Annotated in this window: 18 protein-coding genes and 1 pseudogene; 7 read left to right on the forward strand and 12 right to left on the reverse strand. The window is 73.0% G+C overall.

Annotated elements, in window-relative coordinates; all coding sequences use genetic code 11:
* The first annotated feature begins 421 nt into the window (after nucleotides 1–421).
* Nucleotides 422–1,288, forward strand: a complete 867-nt coding sequence (locus AB0937_RS06975; protein ID WP_366710012.1) for a universal stress protein — start codon at nucleotides 422–424, stop codon at nucleotides 1,286–1,288.
* 166 nt (nucleotides 1,289–1,454) lie between these two features.
* Here AB0937_RS06975 and AB0937_RS06980 read toward each other — a convergent pair whose 3' ends face one another.
* The 11 genes and pseudogenes from AB0937_RS06980 to AB0937_RS07030 all read right to left on the reverse strand — a co-directional run bounded on the left by AB0937_RS06980 (nucleotide 1,455) and on the right by AB0937_RS07030 (nucleotide 13,411).
* Nucleotides 1,455–1,712 carry a DUF1876 domain-containing protein gene (locus AB0937_RS06980; protein ID WP_221754823.1) on the reverse strand — a complete coding sequence of 86 codons (258 nt, stop codon included), beginning with the start codon at nucleotides 1,710–1,712 and terminating at the stop codon, nucleotides 1,455–1,457.
* Nucleotides 1,713–1,803: 91 nt separating this feature from the next.
* On the reverse strand, nucleotides 1,804–4,125 hold the full coding sequence (locus AB0937_RS06985; protein WP_366710013.1) for a heavy metal translocating P-type ATPase: 2,322 nt from the start codon (nucleotides 4,123–4,125) through the stop codon (nucleotides 1,804–1,806).
* 115 nt (nucleotides 4,126–4,240) lie between these two features.
* The gene (locus tag AB0937_RS06990) at nucleotides 4,241–4,972 is read right to left on the reverse strand and encodes a CBS domain-containing protein (protein ID WP_366710015.1); all 732 of its coding nucleotides are present in this window, start codon (nucleotides 4,970–4,972) and stop codon (nucleotides 4,241–4,243) included.
* 32 nt (nucleotides 4,973–5,004) lie between these two features.
* A complete protein-coding gene (locus AB0937_RS06995) occupies nucleotides 5,005–7,701 on the reverse strand; it encodes a bifunctional GNAT family N-acetyltransferase/acetate--CoA ligase family protein (RefSeq protein ID WP_366710017.1) in 2,697 nt (898 codons plus the stop codon).
* A 108-nt stretch (nucleotides 7,702–7,809) separates the two neighbouring features.
* Nucleotides 7,810–8,067 carry a HypC/HybG/HupF family hydrogenase formation chaperone gene (locus tag AB0937_RS07000; protein ID WP_221754803.1) on the reverse strand — a complete coding sequence of 86 codons (258 nt, stop codon included), beginning with the start codon at nucleotides 8,065–8,067 and terminating at the stop codon, nucleotides 7,810–7,812.
* Between the two features lie 6 nt (nucleotides 8,068–8,073).
* A complete protein-coding gene (hypF, locus tag AB0937_RS07005) occupies nucleotides 8,074–10,347 on the reverse strand; it encodes a carbamoyltransferase HypF (RefSeq protein WP_366710018.1) in 2,274 nt (757 codons plus the stop codon).
* Entirely contained in the window at nucleotides 10,344–10,850 is a 507-nt protein-coding gene (locus AB0937_RS07010) for a hydrogenase maturation protease (RefSeq protein ID WP_366710020.1), read from the reverse strand. Before AB0937_RS07010 ends, hypF begins: the two co-directional genes overlap by 4 nt.
* A gap of 307 nt (nucleotides 10,851–11,157) precedes the next feature.
* Nucleotides 11,158–11,271: pseudogene (locus AB0937_RS07015) on the reverse strand (transporter); the annotation flags it as partial.
* Between the two features lie 16 nt (nucleotides 11,272–11,287).
* Nucleotides 11,288–11,872: a hypothetical protein gene (locus AB0937_RS07020; protein WP_366710022.1), complete on the reverse strand. Its 585-nt coding sequence runs from the start codon at nucleotides 11,870–11,872 to the stop codon at nucleotides 11,288–11,290.
* Nucleotides 11,873–11,910: 38 nt separating this feature from the next.
* Nucleotides 11,911–12,585: a CBS domain-containing protein gene (locus AB0937_RS07025; protein WP_366710024.1), complete on the reverse strand. Its 675-nt coding sequence runs from the start codon at nucleotides 12,583–12,585 to the stop codon at nucleotides 11,911–11,913.
* Nucleotides 12,586–12,745: 160 nt separating this feature from the next.
* A complete protein-coding gene (locus AB0937_RS07030; protein WP_366710026.1) occupies nucleotides 12,746–13,411 on the reverse strand; it encodes a CBS domain-containing protein in 666 nt (221 codons plus the stop codon).
* A gap of 252 nt (nucleotides 13,412–13,663) precedes the next feature.
* On the opposite strand from AB0937_RS07030, the gene AB0937_RS07035 reads away from it, so the two are divergent.
* The 5 genes from AB0937_RS07035 to AB0937_RS07055 all read left to right on the forward strand — a co-directional run bounded on the left by AB0937_RS07035 (nucleotide 13,664) and on the right by AB0937_RS07055 (nucleotide 20,094).
* Complete coding sequence (locus AB0937_RS07035; protein ID WP_366710028.1) at nucleotides 13,664–16,042, forward strand: glycosyl hydrolase family 65 protein; 2,379 nt, start codon at nucleotides 13,664–13,666, stop codon at nucleotides 16,040–16,042.
* A gap of 187 nt (nucleotides 16,043–16,229) precedes the next feature.
* Entirely contained in the window at nucleotides 16,230–17,300 is a 1,071-nt protein-coding gene (locus AB0937_RS07040) for a zinc-dependent alcohol dehydrogenase family protein (protein WP_366710029.1), read from the forward strand.
* A gap of 103 nt (nucleotides 17,301–17,403) precedes the next feature.
* Complete coding sequence (locus AB0937_RS07045; protein WP_366710030.1) at nucleotides 17,404–18,309, forward strand: universal stress protein; 906 nt, start codon at nucleotides 17,404–17,406, stop codon at nucleotides 18,307–18,309.
* 121 nt (nucleotides 18,310–18,430) lie between these two features.
* Nucleotides 18,431–19,312, forward strand: a complete 882-nt coding sequence (locus AB0937_RS07050; protein WP_366710032.1) for a universal stress protein — start codon at nucleotides 18,431–18,433, stop codon at nucleotides 19,310–19,312.
* Nucleotides 19,313–19,596: 284 nt separating this feature from the next.
* Entirely contained in the window at nucleotides 19,597–20,094 is a 498-nt protein-coding gene (locus AB0937_RS07055) for a flavodoxin domain-containing protein (RefSeq protein ID WP_366710033.1), read from the forward strand.
* 5 nt (nucleotides 20,095–20,099) lie between these two features.
* Here AB0937_RS07055 and AB0937_RS07060 read toward each other — a convergent pair whose 3' ends face one another.
* Nucleotides 20,100–20,555: an STAS domain-containing protein gene (locus tag AB0937_RS07060; protein ID WP_366710035.1), complete on the reverse strand. Its 456-nt coding sequence runs from the start codon at nucleotides 20,553–20,555 to the stop codon at nucleotides 20,100–20,102.
* A 287-nt stretch (nucleotides 20,556–20,842) separates the two neighbouring features.
* On the opposite strand from AB0937_RS07060, the gene AB0937_RS07065 reads away from it, so the two are divergent.
* Nucleotides 20,843–21,520: a pyridoxamine 5'-phosphate oxidase family protein gene (locus AB0937_RS07065; RefSeq protein WP_366710036.1), complete on the forward strand. Its 678-nt coding sequence runs from the start codon at nucleotides 20,843–20,845 to the stop codon at nucleotides 21,518–21,520.
* Nucleotides 21,521–21,538: the final 18 nt, after the last annotated feature.

Consider the following 21,538-nt stretch of genomic DNA (forward strand, 5'->3'; position numbering starts at 1 on the left):
GGACCTTCGGCCTCGATGTGGCGGTCGGTCGCGACGGGACGGCGCGGGGCGGCTCGGCGCATGAACAAGGCGCATGAACAAGGCGCATGAACAACGGGAAGGACATCCGCTTCTCGCGGATCCGGATTGCGCGGCGCGCGCCCGTGACCGCTTCTGCGCGTCTTGCTCTCGTCCTTCCCGTCACCCTCAGCACACCACGTGTCCGGTCCCCCCACCAGGGCCGGCCGGCCCCGGTCCGTCCGGAAAGGTCATGGGTGCGGACCTTGGAGCGCCGACGGTTCGGTATGGGGCGACCCTGGTGGGCCGAACGTCCTCGGCCGGGGCCCGGCCGTCCCTGCCGCCGACGGAGCCTGAGTGGGACCGTTTAAGGGAGACCCTTTGCTGCACGTGATGGCAGCCCGAGAGATAGGCGGTGGGGATCATGGAACTGCCCTTGATCGTGGGCGTCGACGGATCGGACGGCAGCATCCTGGCCATCGACTGGGCGGTGGACGAGGCCGTCCGCCATGGTCTGCCCTTGCGGCTGGTCTATGCCTCCCTGTGGGAGCGCTATGAAGGTGCGTTGCCGTCGCTGGGCCGGGAGCGTCCCTCGGAGCGGGTGATGGCGGACCACATCGTGGCTTCTGCCGTGGAACGCGTTCGGCGCCTCAGCCCCGACCTCAAGGTGACGGGCGAGGCGGTGGCCGCCGAAGCGGTGTCCGCCCTCCTGCGCGAGGGAGACAACGCCTCCGCCCTGGTGACCGGGTCGCGCGGTCGTGGAGAGCTGAAGGGAGCGCTGCTGGGCTCGGTGAGCCTCGCTGTCGCGGCCCGCGCGTACTGCCCGGTCGTCGTGGTCCGGGGCGGCACGGCCGGTACGCACGGCCGGATCCTGCTCGGGGCGGGGGACCCGGACACGAGCGGCGAAGCCGTCCGGTTCGCGTTCCGGGAGGCCGAGGCCCGTGGGTGCGAACTCGACGTCGTCCGCGCGTGGCGCCTTCCGATGAACGAAGGCGCCGACCCCCCGGCACCGGCCGAGGCTCCCGTGTACGAGCACGAGGAGCGGGCCTCGGACCTCGTGGACGAGCTGGTGGCCGGCGTCATGGCCGACCACCCGGCCGTGCGGGTGCGCCGGGCCGCGGTCGAGGGACCGGCACGCAGGGTGCTGGTGAACCGCTCGGCTGCCGCGGACCTCGTGGTCGTGGGCGCCCGGCGCCGGACCGGCCACTTCGGCCTCCAGCTGGGCCGGGTGAGCCACACCCTGCTGCACCACGCGGACTGCCCCGTCTCGGTCGTGCCCCAGCGGACATGACCGCCTGACGGCCTGAACCGGGCAGTCGGACGCCCCGGTTTCGCGCGCCACGCTCGCGTCGCGGGAAGCCGAGGCGCTGTCCGCCCGGGCTACACCGGGCCCGGCAGGGTCATTCCTCCAGGGCACCCGGCCTCCGAGCCGCGAAGGGGGCAGCCGCAGCAGGCACTCAGGCCTGTACCGGCCCCGTCAGCATGACGATGTCGTCGGCCGCCACATCGTGCAGCCGGATGGCGAGGTCCTCCAGAGCCCGGCTCACGGCGAGCTCGTCGCCGATCTCCGGCACAGGCCTGTCGATCGGGTTGCGCCGGGCCGTCCCCCTGCCCGTCACGGTCGACGTGTCCCGTGTGGTGAGCACGGCGCGCGCATGTGTGCTGTCGCCCTCCTCGGAGATGTAGATCTGCACGGTCCACTGCTTGGCTTCCATGGTGATCACTTCCGTACCGGAGCCGCTCCTTGCTCCCACCCTGCGCGCCGACGGACGGCCGCACCAGTGCCGAACGGCCCTCCCGCGGCACTCACGGCGCCAAGGAGAAGTAGCTCTCCTCCTCCTGCGTGAAGTGCAGGCGCAGCACGGTGTTCAGGCCGTACAGACAGGAGCGGAGGTCGTCGAGCTGCTCGGGGGCCAGGCCACCGGCGACGTGGGCGAGGTGCAGATGGGTGGCGACGCGATGGGAGAGACGCTCGATCTCCGCGTGGGCACGGCTCATGGTGGCGGTGGCCTCGGGGCCGCCGAGAGCGGGAGCCAGGGCGGGGTAGAGCCGGTGTTCCTCGGCGTCCTCGTGCGGCAGCAGCCGCTCTGTGAGCAGCCGGTGTGCTTCCTCGACCGTCGCGAGGGCCTGGGGGCCCGGGGCGTCGGACAGCCGGTCGGCGGCGGCGCGCACGGCTTCGAGGACATCCTGAAGGTCGTCGTGTTCGGCGGCGAAGCGGTGGATCAGCGCCTCGGTGTCCGGCGTGAGGGCGGGACGCATGGCCCGGTCCACGCGCAGGGCGCGCAGCGCGTTGAGGATGACGGCGGCGTCGATGCCCTCCTGGAGCAGCGCACCGACGGCCGGCGGGAGCAGCCCGGCCGCCGCTGCGGCCATCGCGGCGAGGGACAGCAGCATGCCGCCGAGGGCGCTCTGCACAGCGATGCGCCGGGCGCGTACGGCGATGGTGACGGCGTCGGCCAGCCGGTCGACGCGGTCGGTGGTGAGGACGATGTCGGCCGCTTCGGAGGTGGCGGTGGAGCCCCGGGCGCCCATGGCGACGCCGACATCGGCGGCGGCGAGGGCGGGGGCGTCGTTCACGCCGTCGCCGACCATCACGGTGACCGCACGGTCCCGCTCGGCGCGCACAGCGGCGACCTTCTCCGCCGGCCCGAGCTCGGCGCGTACGTCGTCCAGGCCCAGGACGGCGGCGACCTCGCGGGCTGGTTCGGCGCGGTCCCCGGTGAGCATCAGCACCCGGTCGATGCCCGCCGAACGCAGGTGGCGCAGGGTACGTGGGGCGTCATGGCGCAAGGGGTCGCGCAGGAGGACGGCGCCGGCCGGCTTCCCGTCGACGGTGAGCCAGGCGACGGCCGCCCCGTCGAGGAGGGCACGGTTGTCGACCGCCCCGGCCCAGGCCGGACGGGCCTCGCCGGAGTCGGCGCGGCCGATGGCGACGCGGTGTCCGTCCACCGTTCCGGTGGCGCCCCGGCCGGGTTCCTCGGTGACGTCGGCGGGAATCGGCAGATCCAGCTTGCGTTCCCGTGCGGTGTCTGTGATCGCCCGGGCGAGCACGTGGGGCGAGTACTGGTCGACCGCTGCGGCCAGGCGGAGCACTTCCGAGGGTGTCCAGCCGGGTGCTGCGGTGACGTCGACGACGCGGGGACGGCCGCGGGTGAGGGTGCCGGTCTTGTCCAGCAGCAGGGTGCGGGACCGGCCGAGATTCTCCAGTGCGCCACCGTCCCTGACGACCACACCCAGGCGTGAGGCACGGGAGAGACCGGAGACGATGGCGACCGGCGCGGCGAGCAGCAGCGGGCACGGAGTGGCGACGACCAGGACCGCTACCGCCCGGACCGCGGAGCCACTGATCAGCCAGGCCAGTCCCGCGACGGCGACGGACAGCGGCAGGAACCAGGCCGCGTAGCGGTCGGCCAGCCGTACGACGGGCGCGCTCTCCGCGCCCGCCTGCCGGGTCAGCCGCACGATCCCGGCGTACGTGCTGTCCTGCTCGGTCGCGGTCGCTCGCAGTTCGAAGGCGCGCCCGGCGTTCACGACGCCGCTGCGCACTCCGGTGCCTCGGGGCCGTTCGGCCTGGAGGGGCTCGCCGGTGAGCACGGACTCGTCGAGGACGGCCGCCGAGCTCTCCACGGTGCCGTCCACGGGGACCACCTCGCCGGGGCCGACCACGAGCAGGTCGCCGACGGCGATCTCGGAAAGCGGCACGGAGCGCACCCCGTTCTCCGTGCGGCGACGAGCCGAGCGCGGGGCGTGTTCCAGCAGGGCACGCAGGTCGTGGGAGGCGCGCCGCCGGGCGGCTGCTTCCAGGGTGCGGCCGGTGGCGAGCATCAGCCCGATTAGGGCACCGGCCAGGTACTCGCCGACGGCCAGGGTGCCCGCGAGAGCCAGCACGGCGATCACGTCCACGCCGGCATGCCGGTGCCGCAGCGCCGACCACACCCACCCCACCGCGGGCACGACCGCGGACACGGTGCCAAGGCCCCACAGGAGATCGGCGAGTCCGCCGGCACCGACGAGCCATGCGATGCCGCCGGCGGTCACCGCCGCCGCGGTGACGACCAGAAGAGCAGGTTCCAGCGAGGCCGCCGATGCAAGGCGGCCGAGCCGGGCTCTGCGGATGAAGGAATTCATGGCTCACCTCGGTCCGTCCGAAGCGGTGACCGTCGCGTGGGTCCCCGACCATGACATCGCGGCTGACGGTGCCGGCGGCAGGGCAGATGCCTCGGAAGCCGGATGCTGCACCTCCTCACAGTTTGCGCAGCCAGTTCCCGGTGATCCCCTGCGGGGCCGGCTCGTCCGGCTGGCGCCAGGAGTCGTCGAAGCGGTGGGTGAGGTGGTCGACGACCGCGACCACGCCGTCCGTCTGGCGGCACATCTCCACCGCCATGGCGCACTCGCTGCGCCGCTCCAACTGCCCGGTGAGCGTGACCACGCCCTCGTGTACGTCCACATCGACGGAGTAGGGGGTCAGCCACAGCGCCCGGACCAGGACATCGCTGCGGATGCTCGAACGGATCTCCGCGTCGGGGCGCAGGAACACCTGGAGGAGATCGCGGCGGGTGACGATGCCGACGAGCCGCTCCTCGTCGTCGACGACCGGGAGTCGTTCGACGCGGCGGCGTGCCATGACGCGGGCCGCCTCGGCGACGGTCGCGTCGCTGTGGACCGTGATGGCCGGGCTGGACATGAGCTGTCCGGCCGTACGCGCCCGTGCTTTGGTACGGCGAGCGCGCGATCCCGGCGTCCACCCGAGCCGGTGGAACCGATGATGCGGCTCGGGTGGGCCGGGAGCGTCGGCCTGCCTCGTCATCAGATCCGTCTCGGAGATCACGCCGAGGACCTTCTCGTCGTCGTCCACCACCGGCAGGCCGCTGATCCGGTGCTCGGCGAGCAGCCGGGCCACCTCCTTGAACGGCGTGCCGTACTCGGCGCGGACGACGTCGGACGTCATCAGGGCACCGACCTTGCCGTGTTTCATGGTGTCCCGCCTTCCTTCCGTGCTGCGCGCGTTCATCGGAGCCGGCGCAGATAGGGATCGTGTGTACGGCGTGGCAGCAGCCGGATCCGGGCGTCGAGGGCGGTGACGCGCTCGGGCAGGGCGAGCAGCGGATTGAAATCCGCCTCCGCCAACTGCGGCAGGTCACCGGCCATCTGCGACAGCCGCAACAGAAACTGCTCCAGCCCCGCCAGATCGACCGGGCCGGTGCCGTCACCCCCGAGAAGGAGCGGCGCGCAGCGCGGCGCGGTGATCAGATCGTGCACGTCCTGGTCGGTGAGCGGGGCCAGCCGGGCCGCATGGTCGGCCAGAACCTCGGTCGCCGTACCGCCCAGCCCGAACAGGATCAGCGGCCCGAACACCTCGTCCTGGACCACACCCGCGAACAACTCGATGCCGCGCGGGGCGAGCGGCTGGACCACGGCCCCCGTCATGAGGTGACCGAAGCGGACATCGAAGTCCCGGAAGGCCGCGCGCACCTGTGCGTCGCCGCGCAGGTCCAGGTGGATCGCGCGCCGGGCGGTCTTGTGCACGAGCCCCGGCCAGTGGGCCTTGAGCACCACACGCCCGTCCGGCCCCTTGAGCCGGTCGGCGGCCCACACCGCCTCGTCCTCCGTCTCCACCCAGGCCCACGGCGACTGGGGGATGCCGTAGCAGTCGAGAAGCTCGGCGCAGGTCCGCGGGTCGAGCCACGCCCCATCGGGATGCCTCGTGAGGAACCGGTCGGCCACGGCCCGGCCGCGCGCGGTGTCGATGCCCTCCGGAGCCGGGACGGTGCCGGGCGGGCGGGCCAGCCAACGGGCACGCTCGGCGGCATGGGCGAGTGCCCGCGCCGCAGCCTGCGGGTCCGCGTACGCCGGCACCCGGCCGGTGTCCGAGGACAGCAGCCGCACCGGGACGTCCTGGTCCAGGAGGACGGCGGCGATGGTGCGGGAGCGGCGTTCCGGGGCGTGGGTCAGAGCCTTGACCAGGACGTCGCCGGTCGCGGCCGCGACGGCGGTGGGCACGAGTGCGACGAGTACCGCGTCGATGCCGTCATGGGCGGCGAGCCGGTCCAGACAGGCACGCAGATGCTCCTCGGAGACCGCCGCCGTCGCGTCGACGGGGTTGGCGGTGCTCGCGCCCCGCGGCAGCACGGCCAGCAGATCCTCGACCACGCCCGGCGGCAGCGCGGGCAGGTCCAGCCCGGCCTCCGCGCAGGCGTCCGCGGCCAGCACGCCGGCGCCACCCGCGTTGGTCACCACGACGACCCGGCTTGCTGCGGGCAGCGGCTGGGAGTGCAACAGCGCTGCCGTCTCCAGCAGTTCGGGGATCGTGCGGGTGGCGGTGATCCCGGCCTGGGCGAAGAGCGCACGCCGGGTCATGGTCGTCGTGGCGGCAGCGGCGGTGTGCGAGGCGGCGGCACGACGGCCCGCCTCGGTGCGGCCCGCGTCGACGGTCAGGATGGGCATGCGGCGGGTGACACGGCGCGCGGTACGGGAGAAGGCGCGCGGATTGCCGAAGGACTCCAGGTGCAGCAGCGCCAGGTCGGTGCGCCCGTCGGACTCCCACCACTGGAGCATGTCGTTACCGCTGACGTCGTACTTGTCGCCGAGCGAGACGAAGCTGGACACGCCGATGCCGAGCCGCTCCAGACCGCCGAGCAGTGCGATGCCGACCCCGCCGGACTGCACGGCGACGCCGGCACTGCCCGGCGCGGGGTGGGCGGCGGCGAAGGTGGCGTCGAGGCGGATCCGGTCCTCGGTGTTGGCCATGCCCAGGCAGTTGGGGCCGACGAGGCGCATGTCGTGATCACGGCAGGCTGCCAGCAGTGCCCTGGACTGCCCGGCGTCGAGCCCGGCGGAGACGACCAGCAGGGCACGGACACCGAACTGCCCGCATTCCTGCGCGACGTGTGCGACACCGTCGGCCGGTACGGCGATCACGGCCAGGTCGGGGACCCGGGGCAGGGCATGCACGGCCGGGTAGGCGCGGATGCCCAGGATCGACTGCGCCGCCGGGTTGACGGCGTACAGATGGCCCGTGAACCGGCCCGTGGCCACGTTGTGCAGCAGGGCCCGGCCCACCGAGCCGGGCCTGCGTCCGGCGCCGACGACGGCGACGCACCGGGGCCGCAGCAGCGGCGTCAGACTGGCCACATCCGCGGCCTGCCCGCGGTGCTCGACGCTCGCGCGGTAGTCCTCCGTGTCATGCAGCGGGATCACGCAGCGCACCTCCGGCCCCTCGAAGTGCCGTTCGGCGCGCAGTCCCAGGTCGGCGAAGACCTTGAGCACCGCGTGATTCTCGGCGAGCGCGTCCGCGGTGAACGTCGTGATGCCCTGTGCGCGGGCCGCGGAGATCAGGTGCTCCAGCAGCAGGGTCCCCACTCCACGGTGATGGCGGCCGTCGCTGACGGCGAGCGCGATCTCGGCGCTGCCGGGCGTCTTCGTGTCGTCGCTCTCGTACTCGGCGATGCCGATGATCCGGCCGCCGTGCTCGGCGACGAGCGTCCGGTGGCCGGAGCCGGCCGGCCGGGCGACCCGGGCGGCTGCCTGCTCGGCGGAGCGCCGGCTCACGGAGAAGAAGCGCAGCCGCAGGTTCGCGTCCGACATCTCCGTGTAGAACCGCAGGACGGCCTCTTGGTCGTCCGGTCCCGCAGGCCGTACGCACACCGTCGTGCCGTCGGTGAGGAGGGCGTGCACCCGTTCGCCGGATGCCGGGATGGCGGTCATCGTGTGCCTCTCGTCGGCAGATCTGCACTCTCAGCCTCGTCCTCGCGGAGCGGTGGGCCGATGGGCCGATCGGGCACGGCGGTAGGCCCGACGGTCCCGGGCCGGCCTTCACGGCAGTGGCTCGCCGAGCTCCGTCTCCACGGCGTCCGCCATCGCCCGCAGGACGTCGAGCGTGCGCCGCGCCTCGGCTTCGTCGACCTCGGTGATCGCGAAACCGACGTGCACGATGACGTACGCTCCGACACCCGCACCGGGGGTGTAGTCGAGGCAGACCTCGCGCCGCACACCCCCGAAGTCGACGGTGGCCATGCGCAGCCCGGCGTCGTCACGGATCTCCAGGACCTGGCCCGGAATGCCCAGGCACATGACCGCTCACCTCTCCTTCGCGACCCGGGCGGCGGCCACCGCGGCCTGCCCGTAACTGATGCCGCCGTCACCGACCGGGACCTCGCCTCCCACGAGGACCCGCAACCCCTGAGCGCGCAGCCGCCGACGCACCTCGACGAGCAGCCGGCCGTTGACGAAACAGCCCCCGCCCAGGCACACGGTGCGTGGCGCGCCCTCCTCGACGGCCCGTGCGACGAGGTCGGAGGTGGCGTGCGCGAGGGTGAGGTGGAACGCGGCCGCGAGCTCCGGCACCGGCTCCCCGCTCGCCCGCCGCTCCAGCAGGTCGGTCACCGTGGGCGTCGAGTCGTACACCCACAGACCGCCTCTCCGGACGATCTTGTGGGCAAGGGGTACGGAGTGCGTCGTCCCGGCGGCCGCCTCCAGGCGCACGGCCGCTTCACCCTCGTAGCCGACGGTATCCGCGAGCCCGAGCAGGGCGGCGGCGGTGTCGAACAGACGTCCCACACTCGAGGCACGGGGACAGTTCACGTGGCGCGTGACCATGGCGCGCACGGCCGAGACCTCGGCCGGGGCGAGGAGATCGGTGAAGCGCCCGACGAGCCCGGGGGAGGGGCGGGGCGTGCCCAGGGCTTCGGCGTCCAGCAGATGACCGAGGGCCGTGCGGGAAGGATGGCGTACCGCCGCGTCACCGCCGGGCAGGGGCGCGGTCGCGAACCTGCCCACCCGGCGGTAGCCGCTCAGATCGGCGACGAGGATCTCGCCGCCCCACAGGGTGCCGTCGTCCCCGAGTCCCAGGCCGTCGTAGGCGACGCCGAGGAACGGGCCCCGCACCCCGTGCTCCGCGGCGACCGCGGCCACGTGCGCGTGGTGGTGCTGGACAGCGATCCGGCGCAGGGGCCGGTCCAGCGCCCATTGCGTGGACAGATAGCCGGGATGGAGATCGTGCGCGAGGATCTCCGGTTCGATGCCTGTGAGCCGTCTCAGGTCGTCGTAGGAACGGCGGAAGGCGTCGTACGTCGCCACGTCGGACAGATCGCCGGTGTGCGCGCCCAGGTACGCCCGGCCGTCCCCGGCGAGCGTGAACGTGTGCTTGAGCTGGGCTCCGATTCCGGCCAGTGGCACCGTGACCGCGAGCGGCAAAGGCGCGGGTGCCAGGCCGCGTGCCCGGCGGACGGTGATCCGGGTGCGATCCGCGATCCGGACCACCGAGTCGTCGTAGCGGGCCCGGATCGGCCGGTCGTGGGTGAGGAATCCGTCCGCGACGCGAGCGAGATCGCGATGTGCCCTGTCGTCCGCGATGGCGATCGGTTCGTCGCTGAGGTTGCCGCTGGTGACCACCAACGGCCGGGCCGCTACGTCCAGCAGGAGATGGTGCAGGCCGGTCGTGGGCAGGAAGAGGCCGATCCGTGGGACTCCGGGAGCGACCTGTGGGGCGAGGGAGTGCCGTCGACGCCTCGCCAGCAGCGTCACGGGGCGGGCCGGTGAGGTGAGCACCGCCCGTTCCGTGGAGCCGACGCGCGCGAGGCGCGCCGCCGTTTCGATGTCCTTGACCATGACCGCGAACGGTTTGGCAGGACGGTGCTTGCGCAGCCGCAGCTCGGACACGGTGTCAGCGTTGTCCGCGTCGCACACCAGCTGGTAGCCGCCCAGTCCCTTCACAGCGACGATGCCGCCGTCGGCGATCGTTTTCGCCGCCGCCCGCAGCGCGTCCTCGCCCCGCAGGCCGGCCCAGGCCAGTCGGGGGCCGCAGACGGGACAGGCGACGGGCTCGGCGTGGAAGCGGCGGTTTCCCGGGTCGGCGTACTCGGACGCACATGCCGGACAGAGGGGGAAGAGACGCATGGTGGTGCGCGCACGGTCGTAGGGGAGGCCCTCGATGATCGTGACCCGCGGTCCGCAGTCGGTGCAGTTGATGAACGGGTAGCGGTGGCGCCGGTCGGCGGGGTCGTACAGCTCCCGCAGGCAGGCGTCGCAGACGGCCGCGTCGGGCGGGACGTCGCGGGCCGCCGCCCGCGCGTGTCCCGGGGAGCTGCGCCGGACGTGGAAGCCCCGGCGGGGGACGGAGTGCGCGGTGGACAAGCCGACCAGCCGTACGTGTGCCAGGGGCGGCGCCCCGGTGCGGATGCGGGCGGCGAACTCGTCTATGGCCCGGAGGTCACCCGCGACCTCGCCCTCGACGTGACCGTCCGCGTTCGCCACCCAGCCATCGAGCCCCAGGCTGACGGCGGTGCGGTACACGAAGGGCCGGAAGCCGACACCCTGCACTGTCCCGAGAACCAGGAAGCGCCGGACGCTCATGACGGACCCCTCGCCCTGGCGACGCGATGGTTGACGATCTCGTCCTCGACTGAGGCCACGAGCGGCTCCACGACGCCCGCGACGGCAGGTGACAGGCCGACGCCCACGGAAGTGTCGGCTCCCTCGATCGCGTACACGACGAGGTGCCCGGGCAACCGGCCCAGCACTCTGGCGAGCTCGACGGCCTCACCGAGTCCGAGTCCGTGCGAGCTGGTGGTAGGCGGCCGGGCGAGACGCTCGGCGCCGAGATCGATCCGGTGGACCAGGCCTGGATGCCCGGGCTCTGCGTGTGCCGCGTCCACGACCACGGCCAGACCGGCGCCTTCCCACAGCCCGATCAGGCGGGCAGGATCACCGTCGCAGGTCGCGACCACGGTGCCGGGTGGGAGCGCACGGCTCTCGGCCCGCTCGAGCAGCCGCGCGGCGACGGCGCAGCCCACGCCGTCGTCCCGCCGGAACTCGTTTCCGACGCCGATGACAGCGATCCGCGTATGCGTCCCCATGAGTCCACGCTGCGCCCGTCCTGGTCCCCGTGCCCAGGGCCGAACGGCCCTCATCAGCGGTTCGGACCGCCCGCGTGCAGGGCAGGGCGGGCCGTACGCGCCGGCCGGCGTTCGACGCGGCCCTGACGGCCCTGCACGGCGAAGGCACCGCGCGCCAGTCGTGACCGCGAAGCCAGGAGCCACGGGAAGGCCGATCCGTGTCGTCTCGGCCAGGCCGGAGGCCTTGCCGCCGAGCAGGGTGGCCATGTCCCGGTTCCTCCGGCCCGTGAACGGCTCCGCTTCGACCACGACATGACTGACTCGGTCAGGGAGCGCGGGTGTCGGCGGGGCGGTGGACGTCGTGACCGAGCTGGGTCCAGGCGCTGGTGCCGCGGGTGAGGGTGGCGGCTGCGACGCCGGCCTCCGCCGGTCGCCGGCAGGCTGACGGGTCGGCGGACTCAGTCGGCGGTTCGGCCCCACTGGGGTCCGAGCTTCCGCCATTCCGCGTCCCACGCGCGGCTGCGGCGGCGGTCCAGGGCCATGCGCGCGCCGTGGACACCTGCGGCGGCCGCGACGGTGACGGCGCCGAAGGAGGCGGCACCCATGAAGGCCGCCTCGACGTTCGCGTCGCCCGGAGTCTGCGGCTCTTCGGTGAGCCGGTCCTTCTGATCCAGCCACACCACGACCCGTTCACCGGCCTTCCGGCCGGCCTCCACCTGCGCCCTGCCCGTGCGCGAGGTGCCGTCCGCAGCAGTCCACCGCACCGGCGCGATCACGCGATCGATCGTGACCTCACCGCTGACAGTGCTCCGGGACGAGTCGCCGAGCAGCGTCGCGGTGGTGGGGTGCCGTTCCGCACGCCGTTGCGCGAGCCGGTCCACCGTGGCCTGCGCGCCGAGCACACCCGCGACAGGACCGGCCACGATGACGACGAACCAGGCAACCAGCAGGATCCAGGCTTCCCATACGTCTTCACGGCGGCGCAGCGGGTTGCGGCGCCAGTGCCACAGGGGCGAGCGCCGGACGGTCGCGCTCGAGCTCATCGTGCTTCGCCTCCGGCTTCCGCTGCCGCTGTCCCGCCTCAGCCGGGAAGCCCGGCTTCAGGCGGGCCGTCGACACGGCAGGTCAGATCCGATTCCACCGACACGACCCCGTCGACCCCGCGGCACAGCCGCTCGATGACCGGGACGAGCCGACCGGACTCCACCCGGCCCTTCAGCCTCACCCGGCCCTGCCGCACGTCCACGGCCACGTCGGTCGGGGCGAGACCGAGAGTCCGGGTCAGGACGTCAAGGGTGATCTCGTCGCGCAGCGCCTCGTCCCGGCGCAGGAAGACCCGGAGAAGATCACCACGGCTGACGATGCCGATCAGCGCGCCGGCCTCATCGGTCACGGGAAGCCGTTTGACGCCTTCGCCGTCCATCAGGCGTGCCGCCTCGACGACCGTCCACTCCGGGCGCGCGCAGACCGCGGGAACCGTCATCAGCTCCCCCGCCGTGCTGCCCTCGCCCACGGGGTGTGCCCCGTTCGAGCGGCCCTTCGACGGCGGCAGTCCGCTGGGATCCGGCCGGGCCGCGACGGTGCGGAGCAGGTCGGCTTCCGACACCACTCCCACCGGCTGGTCGAGTTCGTCGACCACGGGCAGGGCCGTCACGCCGTGGTCGGCCAGCAGTCCGACGACCTCCTTGAACGGCGTGTCGGGTCGTACCCGTACGACGTCACGAGTCATGAGGTCTCCGATCGTGCGGTGCTGCATGACGCGCCTCCCTTCGGTCTGCGAGCGACCGCTGTGGGCGTCGGCCCGGCGGTCGCACATGGCCACTCACCTTCAGCCTGCTCCCCGGACGAGGTGCAGGGCTTGGGCCTTCGCGCAGAGCGAGGGGGGCTGCACGTCCCTGAACTGAGGGACCTTCGGCTCATCCGGGGCCCGTCGCCCGCATGCCGCCGGACAGGGCCAGGTCGACGTCGACGACGCCTTCGACGGAGCGCACCATGCGAGCGAGGATCGGCACCAAGGAAGTGTTTCCGACCCGGCCGGTCAGGGTGACGACGCCGTCGGTGACGTGTACTCGTACGGGCTCCCCAGGCGTGGGGAAGAGGGGTACGAGGATCTCCCGGCGGATCTCCTCGGCGATCTCGTCGTCGGTCCGCAGGAAGACCTTGAGCAGGTCGGCGCGGCTGACCACGCCTTCGAGGAGGCCCTGGTCGTTGACGACGGGCAGTCGTTTGACCTTGCGCTGGGCCATGACGCGGGCGGCCTGTGCGAGGGTGGCGTCCGGGTGGACGGTGACGGCCGGGGTGCTCATCAGGTCCGCGGCGGTCATGCCTCCCGCCTTGGACAGGTCGGACAGACGGTTCATCTGGGTGAGCCGGTCGGGGTCGCTGTCGCGGAACTCCTCCTTGAGCAGCAGATCGGCTTCGGACACGACGCCGATCACCCGGCCCTCGCCCTCCAGTACGGGCAGGGCGCTGACCTTCCACTCCTGCATGAGCGTGACGATGTCCTTGAACGGGGCGTCACGGCCCACCGCCACGACGGTGTGAGTCATGACGTCGCTGACGAGGTGCGGACTGATGCGCATGATGTCCTCCTCCGGGCGTCAGGCACGGTCGATGCGACGCCTCCCGTGCCTCCCAGCCTCGCCGCCCTCCCCCTGTGCGGGTAAGGGCCGATCGGCCCTGATGACGGTCCGGGCCGGCCAGGTGCCCAGGTGCACCCCCGGCGTCCCGCGACTCGCACCTGCTCGTTCCGCGGGACGCCGCGCCGGGCAACACTGGTCATGCGGAGTCTCGTCCGGAGCACCCGACCTCCCGTCCGTGAAAGGGGCAGCCGTATGACGGCCCGAACCTGGGAGTACGAGGGGTACGACCCCGCGGACGAGCGGCTGAGGGAGGCGCTCTGCACGCTGGGCAACGGGCGCTTCGCCACGCGCGGCGCCCTGCCGGAGTGTGCCGCCGACGACGTGCACTATCCGGGCACCTACGCGGCCGGCTGCTACAACCGGATCACCTCCCTCGTCGCGGGACGCCGGGTCGAGAACGAGGACATGGTCAACCTCCCGAACTGGCTGCCGCTGCGCTTCCGGCGCCCGGGCGGTGCGTGGCTCACACCGGACACCCCGCCGGTGCTCGCCCACCGGCAGTCCGTGGACCTGGACGCGGGTCTCCTCGAACGCGTGACCACATACCGCTTGGACACCGGACAAGTCCTGTCCGTACGCCAGGTGCGGCTCGTCCACATGGCCGATCCCTGCCTGGCGGCCCTGCGGACCGAGTTCACCCTGGCGGGGGACCCGGCGGAGCTGGAGGTGGATGCGGCGCTGGACGGGGGAGTGACCAACAGCGGAGTGCAGCGCTACAGCGGCCTGGAAGGCCGCCACCTGACCCATGTGCACACCGGCACCGCCGCGCCCGGCACGGTGTGGCTGCGCTGCCGGACCCGCACGTCGGACATCCGGATCGCCATGGCGGCCCGGCTGACGGCCCCGGAGCCGGTCTCGGAGGCGCACGAACCCCCACGCGCCGTCCAGCGTGTGACGCTCTCCCTGGCCCCCGGCCGTACCGTCACCGTCGACAAGACCATCGCTCTGCACACCTCTCACGATCCGGCGATCAGCGACCCGCTGCAGGCAGCCGTTGACCGGGTGAGCGGGGCCCCGGGCTTCGACGGCCTGCTGGCACCGCACCGAACCGCATGGGAGCAGCTGTGGCGCCGGGCCGGGATCGACGTCCCCGGAGAGGCGGGTGCCATCCTGCGCCTGCACCTCTTCCACGTCCTCCAGACCCTGTCCCCGCACACGGCCGAACTGGACGTGGGTGTGCCGGCCCGCGGGCTGCACGGCGAGGCCTACCGCGGGCACGTCTTCTGGGACGAGCTGTTCGTCCTGCCGTACCTGAACCTGCACTTCCCAGAGGTGTCCCGGGCCCTGCTCCACTACCGCCACCGGCGCCTGGACCGGGCCCGCGCCGCCGCCCGGGCCGCCGGACGCCGGGGCGCGCTGTACCCGTGGCAAAGCGGCAGCGACGGACGCGAGGAGACCCAGCGGCTGCACCTCAATCCCCGTTCGGGCCGCTGGCTTCCCGACCACACCCACCTCCAGCACCACGTCGGTTCGGCGATCGCACACAACGTGTGGCAGTACTGCGAGGCCAGTGGGGACGCGGAGTTCCTGCACACCAAGGGTGCCGAGATGCTGGTGCAGATCGCGCGCTTCTGGGCGGACTCGGCCACCTGGGACGAGCACCTGGGGCGGCACCGCCTCCGGGGCGTGGTCGGCCCCGACGAGTACCACGACGCCTACCCGGGTGCCGAGCGGCCGGGCCTGGACGACAACGCGTACACCAACGTCTCGGCGGCCTGGGTACTCGCCCGGACCCTGGAGGTGCTGCGCGATCTCCCGGCCCCCCGCCGCCGTGAACTCGCGGAGCGCGCTGAGCTGGGCGCCGCGGAGCTGGAGCGGTGGGAGGAGGTCTCCCGCACCCTCCACGTCCCCTTCCACGACGGGGTCATCAGCCAGTTCGAGGGGTACGGCGACCTCGCCGAACTCGACTGGCACGACTACCGGAAGCGGTACGACGACATCCGGCGCCTGGACCGGATCCTGGAGGCGGAGGGCGACAGCGTCAACCGCTACAAGGCCTCCAAGCAGGCGGACGTGCTGATGCTCGGCTACCTCTTCTCGCCCGGCGAACTCCAGGACCTCTTCGGTCGCCTGGGCCACCGCCTGGACGAGGAGGGCTGGGCGCGGACCGTCGACTACTACCTGGCGCGCACCAGCCACGGCTCCACCCTCAGCGGTCTCGTCCACGGCTGGATCCTCGCGCGCGCCCGGCGCGGCGAGGCCTGGTCGTTCTGCCAGGAGGCCCTCAGGGGCGACGTGGCCGACCTCCAGGGCGGAACCACCGGCGAGGGCATCCACCTCGGCGCGATGGCAGGCACCCTCGACCTGGTTCAACGCGGGCTGACCGGCCTGGAGACGCGTCAAGGGGCGCTGTGGCTGGATCCGGTGCCGCTGCCGGAGCTGTCGTCGTACGGCTTCTCCCTGCAGTACCAGGGGCACTGGGGTGTGCGGGTCCGGCTGGAGAGCGGCCGGCTGGAGATCGCCGTCCCGTCCTCCGGCGGCCAGCCGATCGTCGTGCGGCTCCCCGACCGGACCGTCTGCGTCGGCCCCGGGGAGACGAGCCGGCTGCTGCTGGCCGACGGGCATGCGTGAGGCACGCGTTCCCGCGTGACGGGCCGCGGAAGGGGACGCACAGCCTTGCCCCGGGGGACACCCGGACCAAGCGAAGGGCGCCGCTCTGGCCGAAGATGGAACCGAGGGGCATCTCCGATGCGCTCCGTGCCCGCCCCGGCGATCCGCCACGACGAAACGATGGGCCGGAGACCGAGGAGGAACGGCCATGAAAGGCTTCGTTTTCCACGGACCCGGGCAGTCCGCCTGGGAGGACGTCCCGGATCCGGCCGTCAAGGACCCCACCGACGCCATCGTCCGGGTCGACGCCGTCACCATCTGCGGAACGGACCTGCACATCCTCAAGGGCGACGTCCCGGAGGTGCCTTCCGGGACGGTGCTGGGCCATGAGGCGGTCGGCGAGATCGTCGAGGCCGGCAGCGACGTGCGCACCGTCCGGCCGGGCGACCGGGTCCTGGCCTCCTGCATCACCGCGTGCGGCCGCTGCCGCTTCTGCCGGGACGGCGCCTATGGCCAGTGCCGGGGCGGCGGAGGCTGGATCCTCGGCCATCTGATCGACGGCACGCAGGCGGAGTACGTCCGTGTGCCGCACGCCGACCTGTCCGTGCATCCGCTGCCGGGCGGGCTGGCGAGCAAGGACGCCGTGCTGTTCGCCGACATCTTCCCGACCGCCTACGAGGTGGGCGTGCTCAACGGAGGTGTGCGGCCCGGTGACACCGTCGCCGTCGTCGGCGCCGGCCCGATCGGGCTCGCCGCGATCCTCACCGCACGGCTGTACTCACCGGAGCGGATCATCGCCGTGGATCTCGCCGACTCCCGGCTCGAGGCCGCCAGGCGGTTCGGTGCCGACGCCGTCGCTCCCGTGCGCGACCAGCCGGAGCAGCTCGTCGACGATCTCACCGACGGTATGGGCGCCGACGTCGTCATCGAGGCGGTGGGCGTGCCGGAGAGCTTCGAGATGTGCACCCGCATGGTGCGGCCCGGCGGACGGGTGGCCAACGTCGGTGTCCACGGCAAGCCAGCGACCCTGCACCTCGAAGATCTGTGGATCAAGAACGTGACCATCACCACCGGCCTGGTCGACACGTCCTCGACGCCCACGCTGCTGAGGATGGCGGCCTCCGGCCGGGTGCCGACCGAGGCACTGGTCACCCACACCTTCGCCCTGGACCGGATGGAGGAGGCGTACGAGGTCTTCGCGCACGCCGCCGACACCGGCGCACTCAAAGTCGTACTGGGCGGACAGCCCCACGACGAACTGGCCGTCCCGGCCCCGTGACGGGAGGGCCGAACGGCCTCGATCCAGGACCTGCGGCCTCTGCATCGTGACCGCTGCCCGGCGCGAACCTGGAAGACGGATACCGATTCGGGAGGTGGACGGCATGACGCGCTCGATCCTGGTGGGCCTCGACGGCTCCGCCGAGAGCCGCGCGGCCGCGGAGTGGGCGGCCCGTGAGGCGACGTTGCGTGGGCTGTCCGTGCGGTTGGTGCACGTGTGGGAGCCCGTCCCGGAGCCGACGGCGCAGGCACCGATGCTCGGCACGGAGACCCTGAAGCACTGGAGCGAGCGGATCCCGCGCGATGCCGCCGAGGGGCTGCGGGCGCGACACCCGGGCGTGGAGGTGACAGCGGTCCAGCTGACCGGTGTACCGGCCCGTGAACTGGTGGACGCCGCCAGGGACGCCGAGCTGGTGGTCCTGGGCTCCCGGGGACTGAGCGGGATCGCAGGATTCTTGGTCGGTTCCGTGGGCCAGGCCGTCATCGCGCGTACCGAGGTACCGGTGGTCGTGGTGCGGTCCGGAGAGCAGGCGGCGGACGAGCACGCCATGGACCCGGCGGGCATACCGTCCGCGGCGACGCGGTTCCGTCCGGTGCTGCTCGGGCTCGACACCCGCAGCCCCGACGACACGGTCATCGCGTTCGCGTTCGAGGAGGCTGCCCGCCGTGGCACCTCCCTGCGCGTCCTGCACGCCTGGACCCCTCCGCCCTACAACATCTACGGCCTGTCCGACCACGTGAGCGTGTACGACGAACTCGCCGGGGAGAACGCGGCCGAACTCACCGAGGCACTGCGCCCCTGGCGGGACAAGCACCCGGCCGTCGAATTGATCGAGGCCTCTCGCGCCGGCAGCGCGGCGGACCAGATCGTGAGTTCCTCCCGCTATGCGTCGCTCGTCGTCGTGGGCCGGCGGATACGGCGCAGCCGGTTCGGTGCGCACATCGGCCCCGTCACCCATGCCGTACTGCACCACGCCGTCGCTCCCGTGGCCGTGGTGGCGCACGCCTGACGCGCCCGTCCGGCGGCCCCCCGGACGCGGCGCTGTGGGCCGGAGCGGGGCCCGTGGCCGGCGAACGCCTCCACGATCGGCCGGGCCACCCGCACCCGACGTCCCGAGGAAATGAGGACCGATGGACCAGCCGCTGGTTGTCGGCGTGGACGGTTCCGAGGCGAGCATGCGCGCCGTGGACTGGGCGGCCGACGAGGCCGCGCTGCGCGGGGTCCCGTTGCACGTGGTGCACGCCTCGCTGTGGGAGCGCTACGAGCAGGCGGTCTTCCCCGCCGGCCGGCAGCCTGCGTCGGAACGGCTGCTCGCCGACGTCCTCGCGGTGACCGCGGCCAAGCGGGCACGGGCGCGCGTTCCCGGCCTGGAGGTCACCACCGAGGTCGTGCCCGAGGGGCCCGTTCCCGTACTCCGCCGGGCGGCGGGCAGGGCCACGGCGCTCGTCGTCGGCTCGCGTGGCCGCGGCAGCACGTCCGAGGCACTGCTCGGTTCGGTCGGCCTCGCCGTCGCCGGGCGGGCCGACGGCCCGGTGATCGTGGTGCGCGGCGATCACGACAACCGGCCCGGGCCCGGGCGGGGCCGCCCCGTCGTCGTCGGGGCCCCCGACAAGCCGGCGGATTCGGAGGCGGTGCGCTTCGCCGTAGGGGAAGCGGCCCGGCGCGGGGCGCCGGTCGAGGCCGTACGGGCCTGGCATCGCCCGGCGTACGAAGTCACCGACCGCTCCCGGTCCACCGGCGAAACCGCGCGGGTGCACCGGCAGCGGGCCGTCGAAGCGCTGGACACCGGTCTGCGCACGCCGTCCGAGGAACATCCTGACGTCGAGGTACGCCGGCGGATCGTCGAAGGGCAGGCCCGGGCCGTGCTGCTCGACGCCTCGGCCGGTGCCGCCCTGCTCGTGATCGGCGCCAGGCAGCCCCACGGACGCCTCGGCCTCCACATCGGCCGTGTCACGCACGCCGTGCTGCACCACGCGGCCTGCCCCGTCGCGGTCGTCCCCGAGCAGGCGTGAATTGCGGCCCGGGCCGGTCGGACCCCCGCCGGCCCCGGACAGCCCATGCGCCGGCGCCCTCGTCCGACGGATGCTTGAAGAAGGAGGTCCGGGGAGACCGCCATGACGCGCGATGTGCCGGACCGGCCCCCGGCTCCGCCGAGTCGGGAGCCCGCCGAGGCGGCCGAGGAGGAGGCATCAGGCGGCCCGGCGACCGGACGACACGCGCCCGCGGACGGACGAACAACTGCTGCACGACGTGGCCGACGACCGGCCGCGCGAACTGTGAGAGGAGGCGGACCATCATGCCGACGAACGTGCTCGTCGCCTACGGAACGACGAACGGATCGACCGAGGAGATCGCCGAGACGATAGCCAGGGTCCTGCGCAAGGAGGGGCTGACCGCCGAGGCCCTCCCGGCCGGTGTCCTGCCGAGCGTGGCGGAGTACGACGCCGTCGTGGTCGGTGGCGGCCTGTACGCCGGTCGCTGGCACAAGGACGCCCGCCGCTTCGTCCGCCGTCACCGCACGGCCCTGGCCGAGCGCCCGCTGTGGTTCTTCAGCAGTGGCCCGCTCGACCCCTCGGCCTCGGAGCGGGACATCCCGCCCGTGCCCTGGGTGAAGCGGGCCATGATCCGGCTCGACGTGAGGGAGCACGTCACCTTCGGCGGCTGCCTGCGGGAGGGCGCGAAGGGCTGGGTCGCCCGCATGATCCTCCGCAACGGCAAGGGCGGTGACTTCCGCGACTTCGAGCAGATCGAGGCATGGGCGACGAGGATCGGAAACGAGCTGGCTCCCGTGTGACGCGGTCAGCGCTTGTGACCGGCCAGTTCGCCCGAGCCGGTCGGTTCGTCCGAGCCGGTCGGTTCGTGTGACGCCGTCACCGGGCCACACTGTCGGACAGGGTCCGCGGCGGGCGCCCCGGACACGCCCGCCGGCATGCCGGGGAGCACCTCGAAGACCCCGGCCAGACCGGAGAGCCGCAGGAGGCGCGGGAGGAAGGTGCCGCCGATGACCAGTCGCAGCCGGCCGCGCCGCGCCCGCACGCGGTTCCGCGCCCGGCACAGGACTCCGAGCCCCGCGCAGTCGATGAACGACACCGGACGCAGATCGAGCACCAGGTCGGGACAGGGATCGGCGGTCGCCCTGTCGAGGTCGGCCCGCAGGGCAGGTGCCGTGAGCAGGTCGAGTTCGCCGTGCAGCGTCACGACGCGCGTCGTGTGCTTCCGAGGCGGTGGTGCGGACATGCCGCGGTCGTCATGCATGGTCCGAGCAAAGCCTGGCGGGCGGGGGCACGGTAGGGCCGATCGGCCCCGGCAGACGGGGGCCGGAAGGACTCGCGGGGTGCGCGGTCCCGGCCGTACGCCTCTCAGCGCCCCGTCGGAGGGTGCCCGGGGCCGACCGGCCCGAGCGCTTCCGGCCGATCCGCGCGAAGCTGGAACTGGTGTGCACACCCGCACATCGCCCGCCCGGTGACGTGCCGGGCGAGGAGCCGCACGAGGACAGCCGTCCCCGGCCCGGGCGGCCCGACGACCGAGAGAGGTGACGCGTCATGACCGAACGTGCCTCGTCGCACGCCGCGGAAGGCAGCCCGAAGGGCGACCTCGGGCGGCGGATCACCCAGCGGCGTACCGAACTCGGCCTGAGCCGGCAGGAGACGGCCGCACGGGCGGGTATGTCACCGGCCTACCTGCAGTACCTGGAGGAGCGACCGCCGGCCGACCCGGGCGCGGGCACCCTCCTCCGGCTGGCCGGTGCACTGAAGACCACGGTGTGGCACCTGACCGGTGGGGACACCGAACTGCCACCCGGCCTCGGCCGGGCCGCCCGCACACCCCGGTTCCGGGAACTCACCGAAGCGGAGTGCCGTTCCCTGCTCTCCACACACGGGGTGGGACGCCTCGCCGTGCCCGCGGACTCCGGGCCGGTCGTCGTACCGGTCAACTACAGCGTCGTCGACGGCGGGATCGTCTTCCGCACGGAGCCCGGAACGGCCCCCGCACAGGCGGACGGCCAACGGGTCGCCTTCGAGGCCGACCGCATCGACGAGGCGTTCAGCGAGGGCTGGAGCGTACTGGTGCGAGGGCCCGCGACGGCCGTGACGGATCCGGACGAGGTCGCCCGTCTCGCGGAGCAGGCGTACAGCACACCCTGGGCGGGAGGCCGGCGCGACCTGTGGCTGCGTATCGAACCCGTCGCCGTCACCGGGCGACGGATCAGCGTGGTCTGAACGCGTGCGCGCCCCGGC

Origin of the sequence: Streptomyces sp. NPDC047880 (genome assembly GCF_040706515.1) — a bacterium.
Taxonomy (GTDB): Bacteria; Actinomycetota; Actinomycetes; order Streptomycetales; family Streptomycetaceae; genus Streptomyces.

What these genes read in the sequence shown, in the direction of transcription:
- AB0937_RS06975 (WP_366710012.1), top strand. Translation starts at nt 422, where the DNA reads ATGGAACTGCCCTTGATCGTGGGCGTCGACGGATCGGACGGCAGCATC.
- AB0937_RS06980 (WP_221754823.1), bottom strand. Translation starts at nt 1,712, where the DNA reads ATGGAAGCCAAGCAGTGGACCGTGCAGATCTACATCTCCGAGGAGGGC.
- AB0937_RS06985 (WP_366710013.1), bottom strand. Translation starts at nt 4,125, where the DNA reads ATGAATTCCTTCATCCGCAGAGCCCGGCTCGGCCGCCTTGCATCGGCG.
- AB0937_RS06990 (WP_366710015.1), bottom strand. Translation starts at nt 4,972, where the DNA reads ATGAAACACGGCAAGGTCGGTGCCCTGATGACGTCCGACGTCGTCCGC.
- AB0937_RS06995 (WP_366710017.1), bottom strand. Translation starts at nt 7,701, where the DNA reads ATGACCGCCATCCCGGCATCCGGCGAACGGGTGCACGCCCTCCTCACC.
- AB0937_RS07000 (WP_221754803.1), bottom strand. Translation starts at nt 8,067, where the DNA reads ATGTGCCTGGGCATTCCGGGCCAGGTCCTGGAGATCCGTGACGACGCC.
- hypF (WP_366710018.1), bottom strand. Translation starts at nt 10,347, where the DNA reads ATGAGCGTCCGGCGCTTCCTGGTTCTCGGGACAGTGCAGGGTGTCGGC.
- AB0937_RS07010 (WP_366710020.1), bottom strand. Translation starts at nt 10,850, where the DNA reads ATGGGGACGCATACGCGGATCGCTGTCATCGGCGTCGGAAACGAGTTC.
- AB0937_RS07020 (WP_366710022.1), bottom strand. Translation starts at nt 11,872, where the DNA reads ATGAGCTCGAGCGCGACCGTCCGGCGCTCGCCCCTGTGGCACTGGCGC.
- AB0937_RS07025 (WP_366710024.1), bottom strand. Translation starts at nt 12,585, where the DNA reads ATGCAGCACCGCACGATCGGAGACCTCATGACTCGTGACGTCGTACGG.
- AB0937_RS07030 (WP_366710026.1), bottom strand. Translation starts at nt 13,411, where the DNA reads ATGCGCATCAGTCCGCACCTCGTCAGCGACGTCATGACTCACACCGTC.
- AB0937_RS07035 (WP_366710028.1), top strand. Translation starts at nt 13,664, where the DNA reads ATGACGGCCCGAACCTGGGAGTACGAGGGGTACGACCCCGCGGACGAG.
- AB0937_RS07040 (WP_366710029.1), top strand. Translation starts at nt 16,230, where the DNA reads ATGAAAGGCTTCGTTTTCCACGGACCCGGGCAGTCCGCCTGGGAGGAC.
- AB0937_RS07045 (WP_366710030.1), top strand. Translation starts at nt 17,404, where the DNA reads ATGACGCGCTCGATCCTGGTGGGCCTCGACGGCTCCGCCGAGAGCCGC.
- AB0937_RS07050 (WP_366710032.1), top strand. Translation starts at nt 18,431, where the DNA reads ATGGACCAGCCGCTGGTTGTCGGCGTGGACGGTTCCGAGGCGAGCATG.
- AB0937_RS07055 (WP_366710033.1), top strand. Translation starts at nt 19,597, where the DNA reads ATGCCGACGAACGTGCTCGTCGCCTACGGAACGACGAACGGATCGACC.
- AB0937_RS07060 (WP_366710035.1), bottom strand. Translation starts at nt 20,555, where the DNA reads ATGCATGACGACCGCGGCATGTCCGCACCACCGCCTCGGAAGCACACG.
- AB0937_RS07065 (WP_366710036.1), top strand. Translation starts at nt 20,843, where the DNA reads ATGACCGAACGTGCCTCGTCGCACGCCGCGGAAGGCAGCCCGAAGGGC.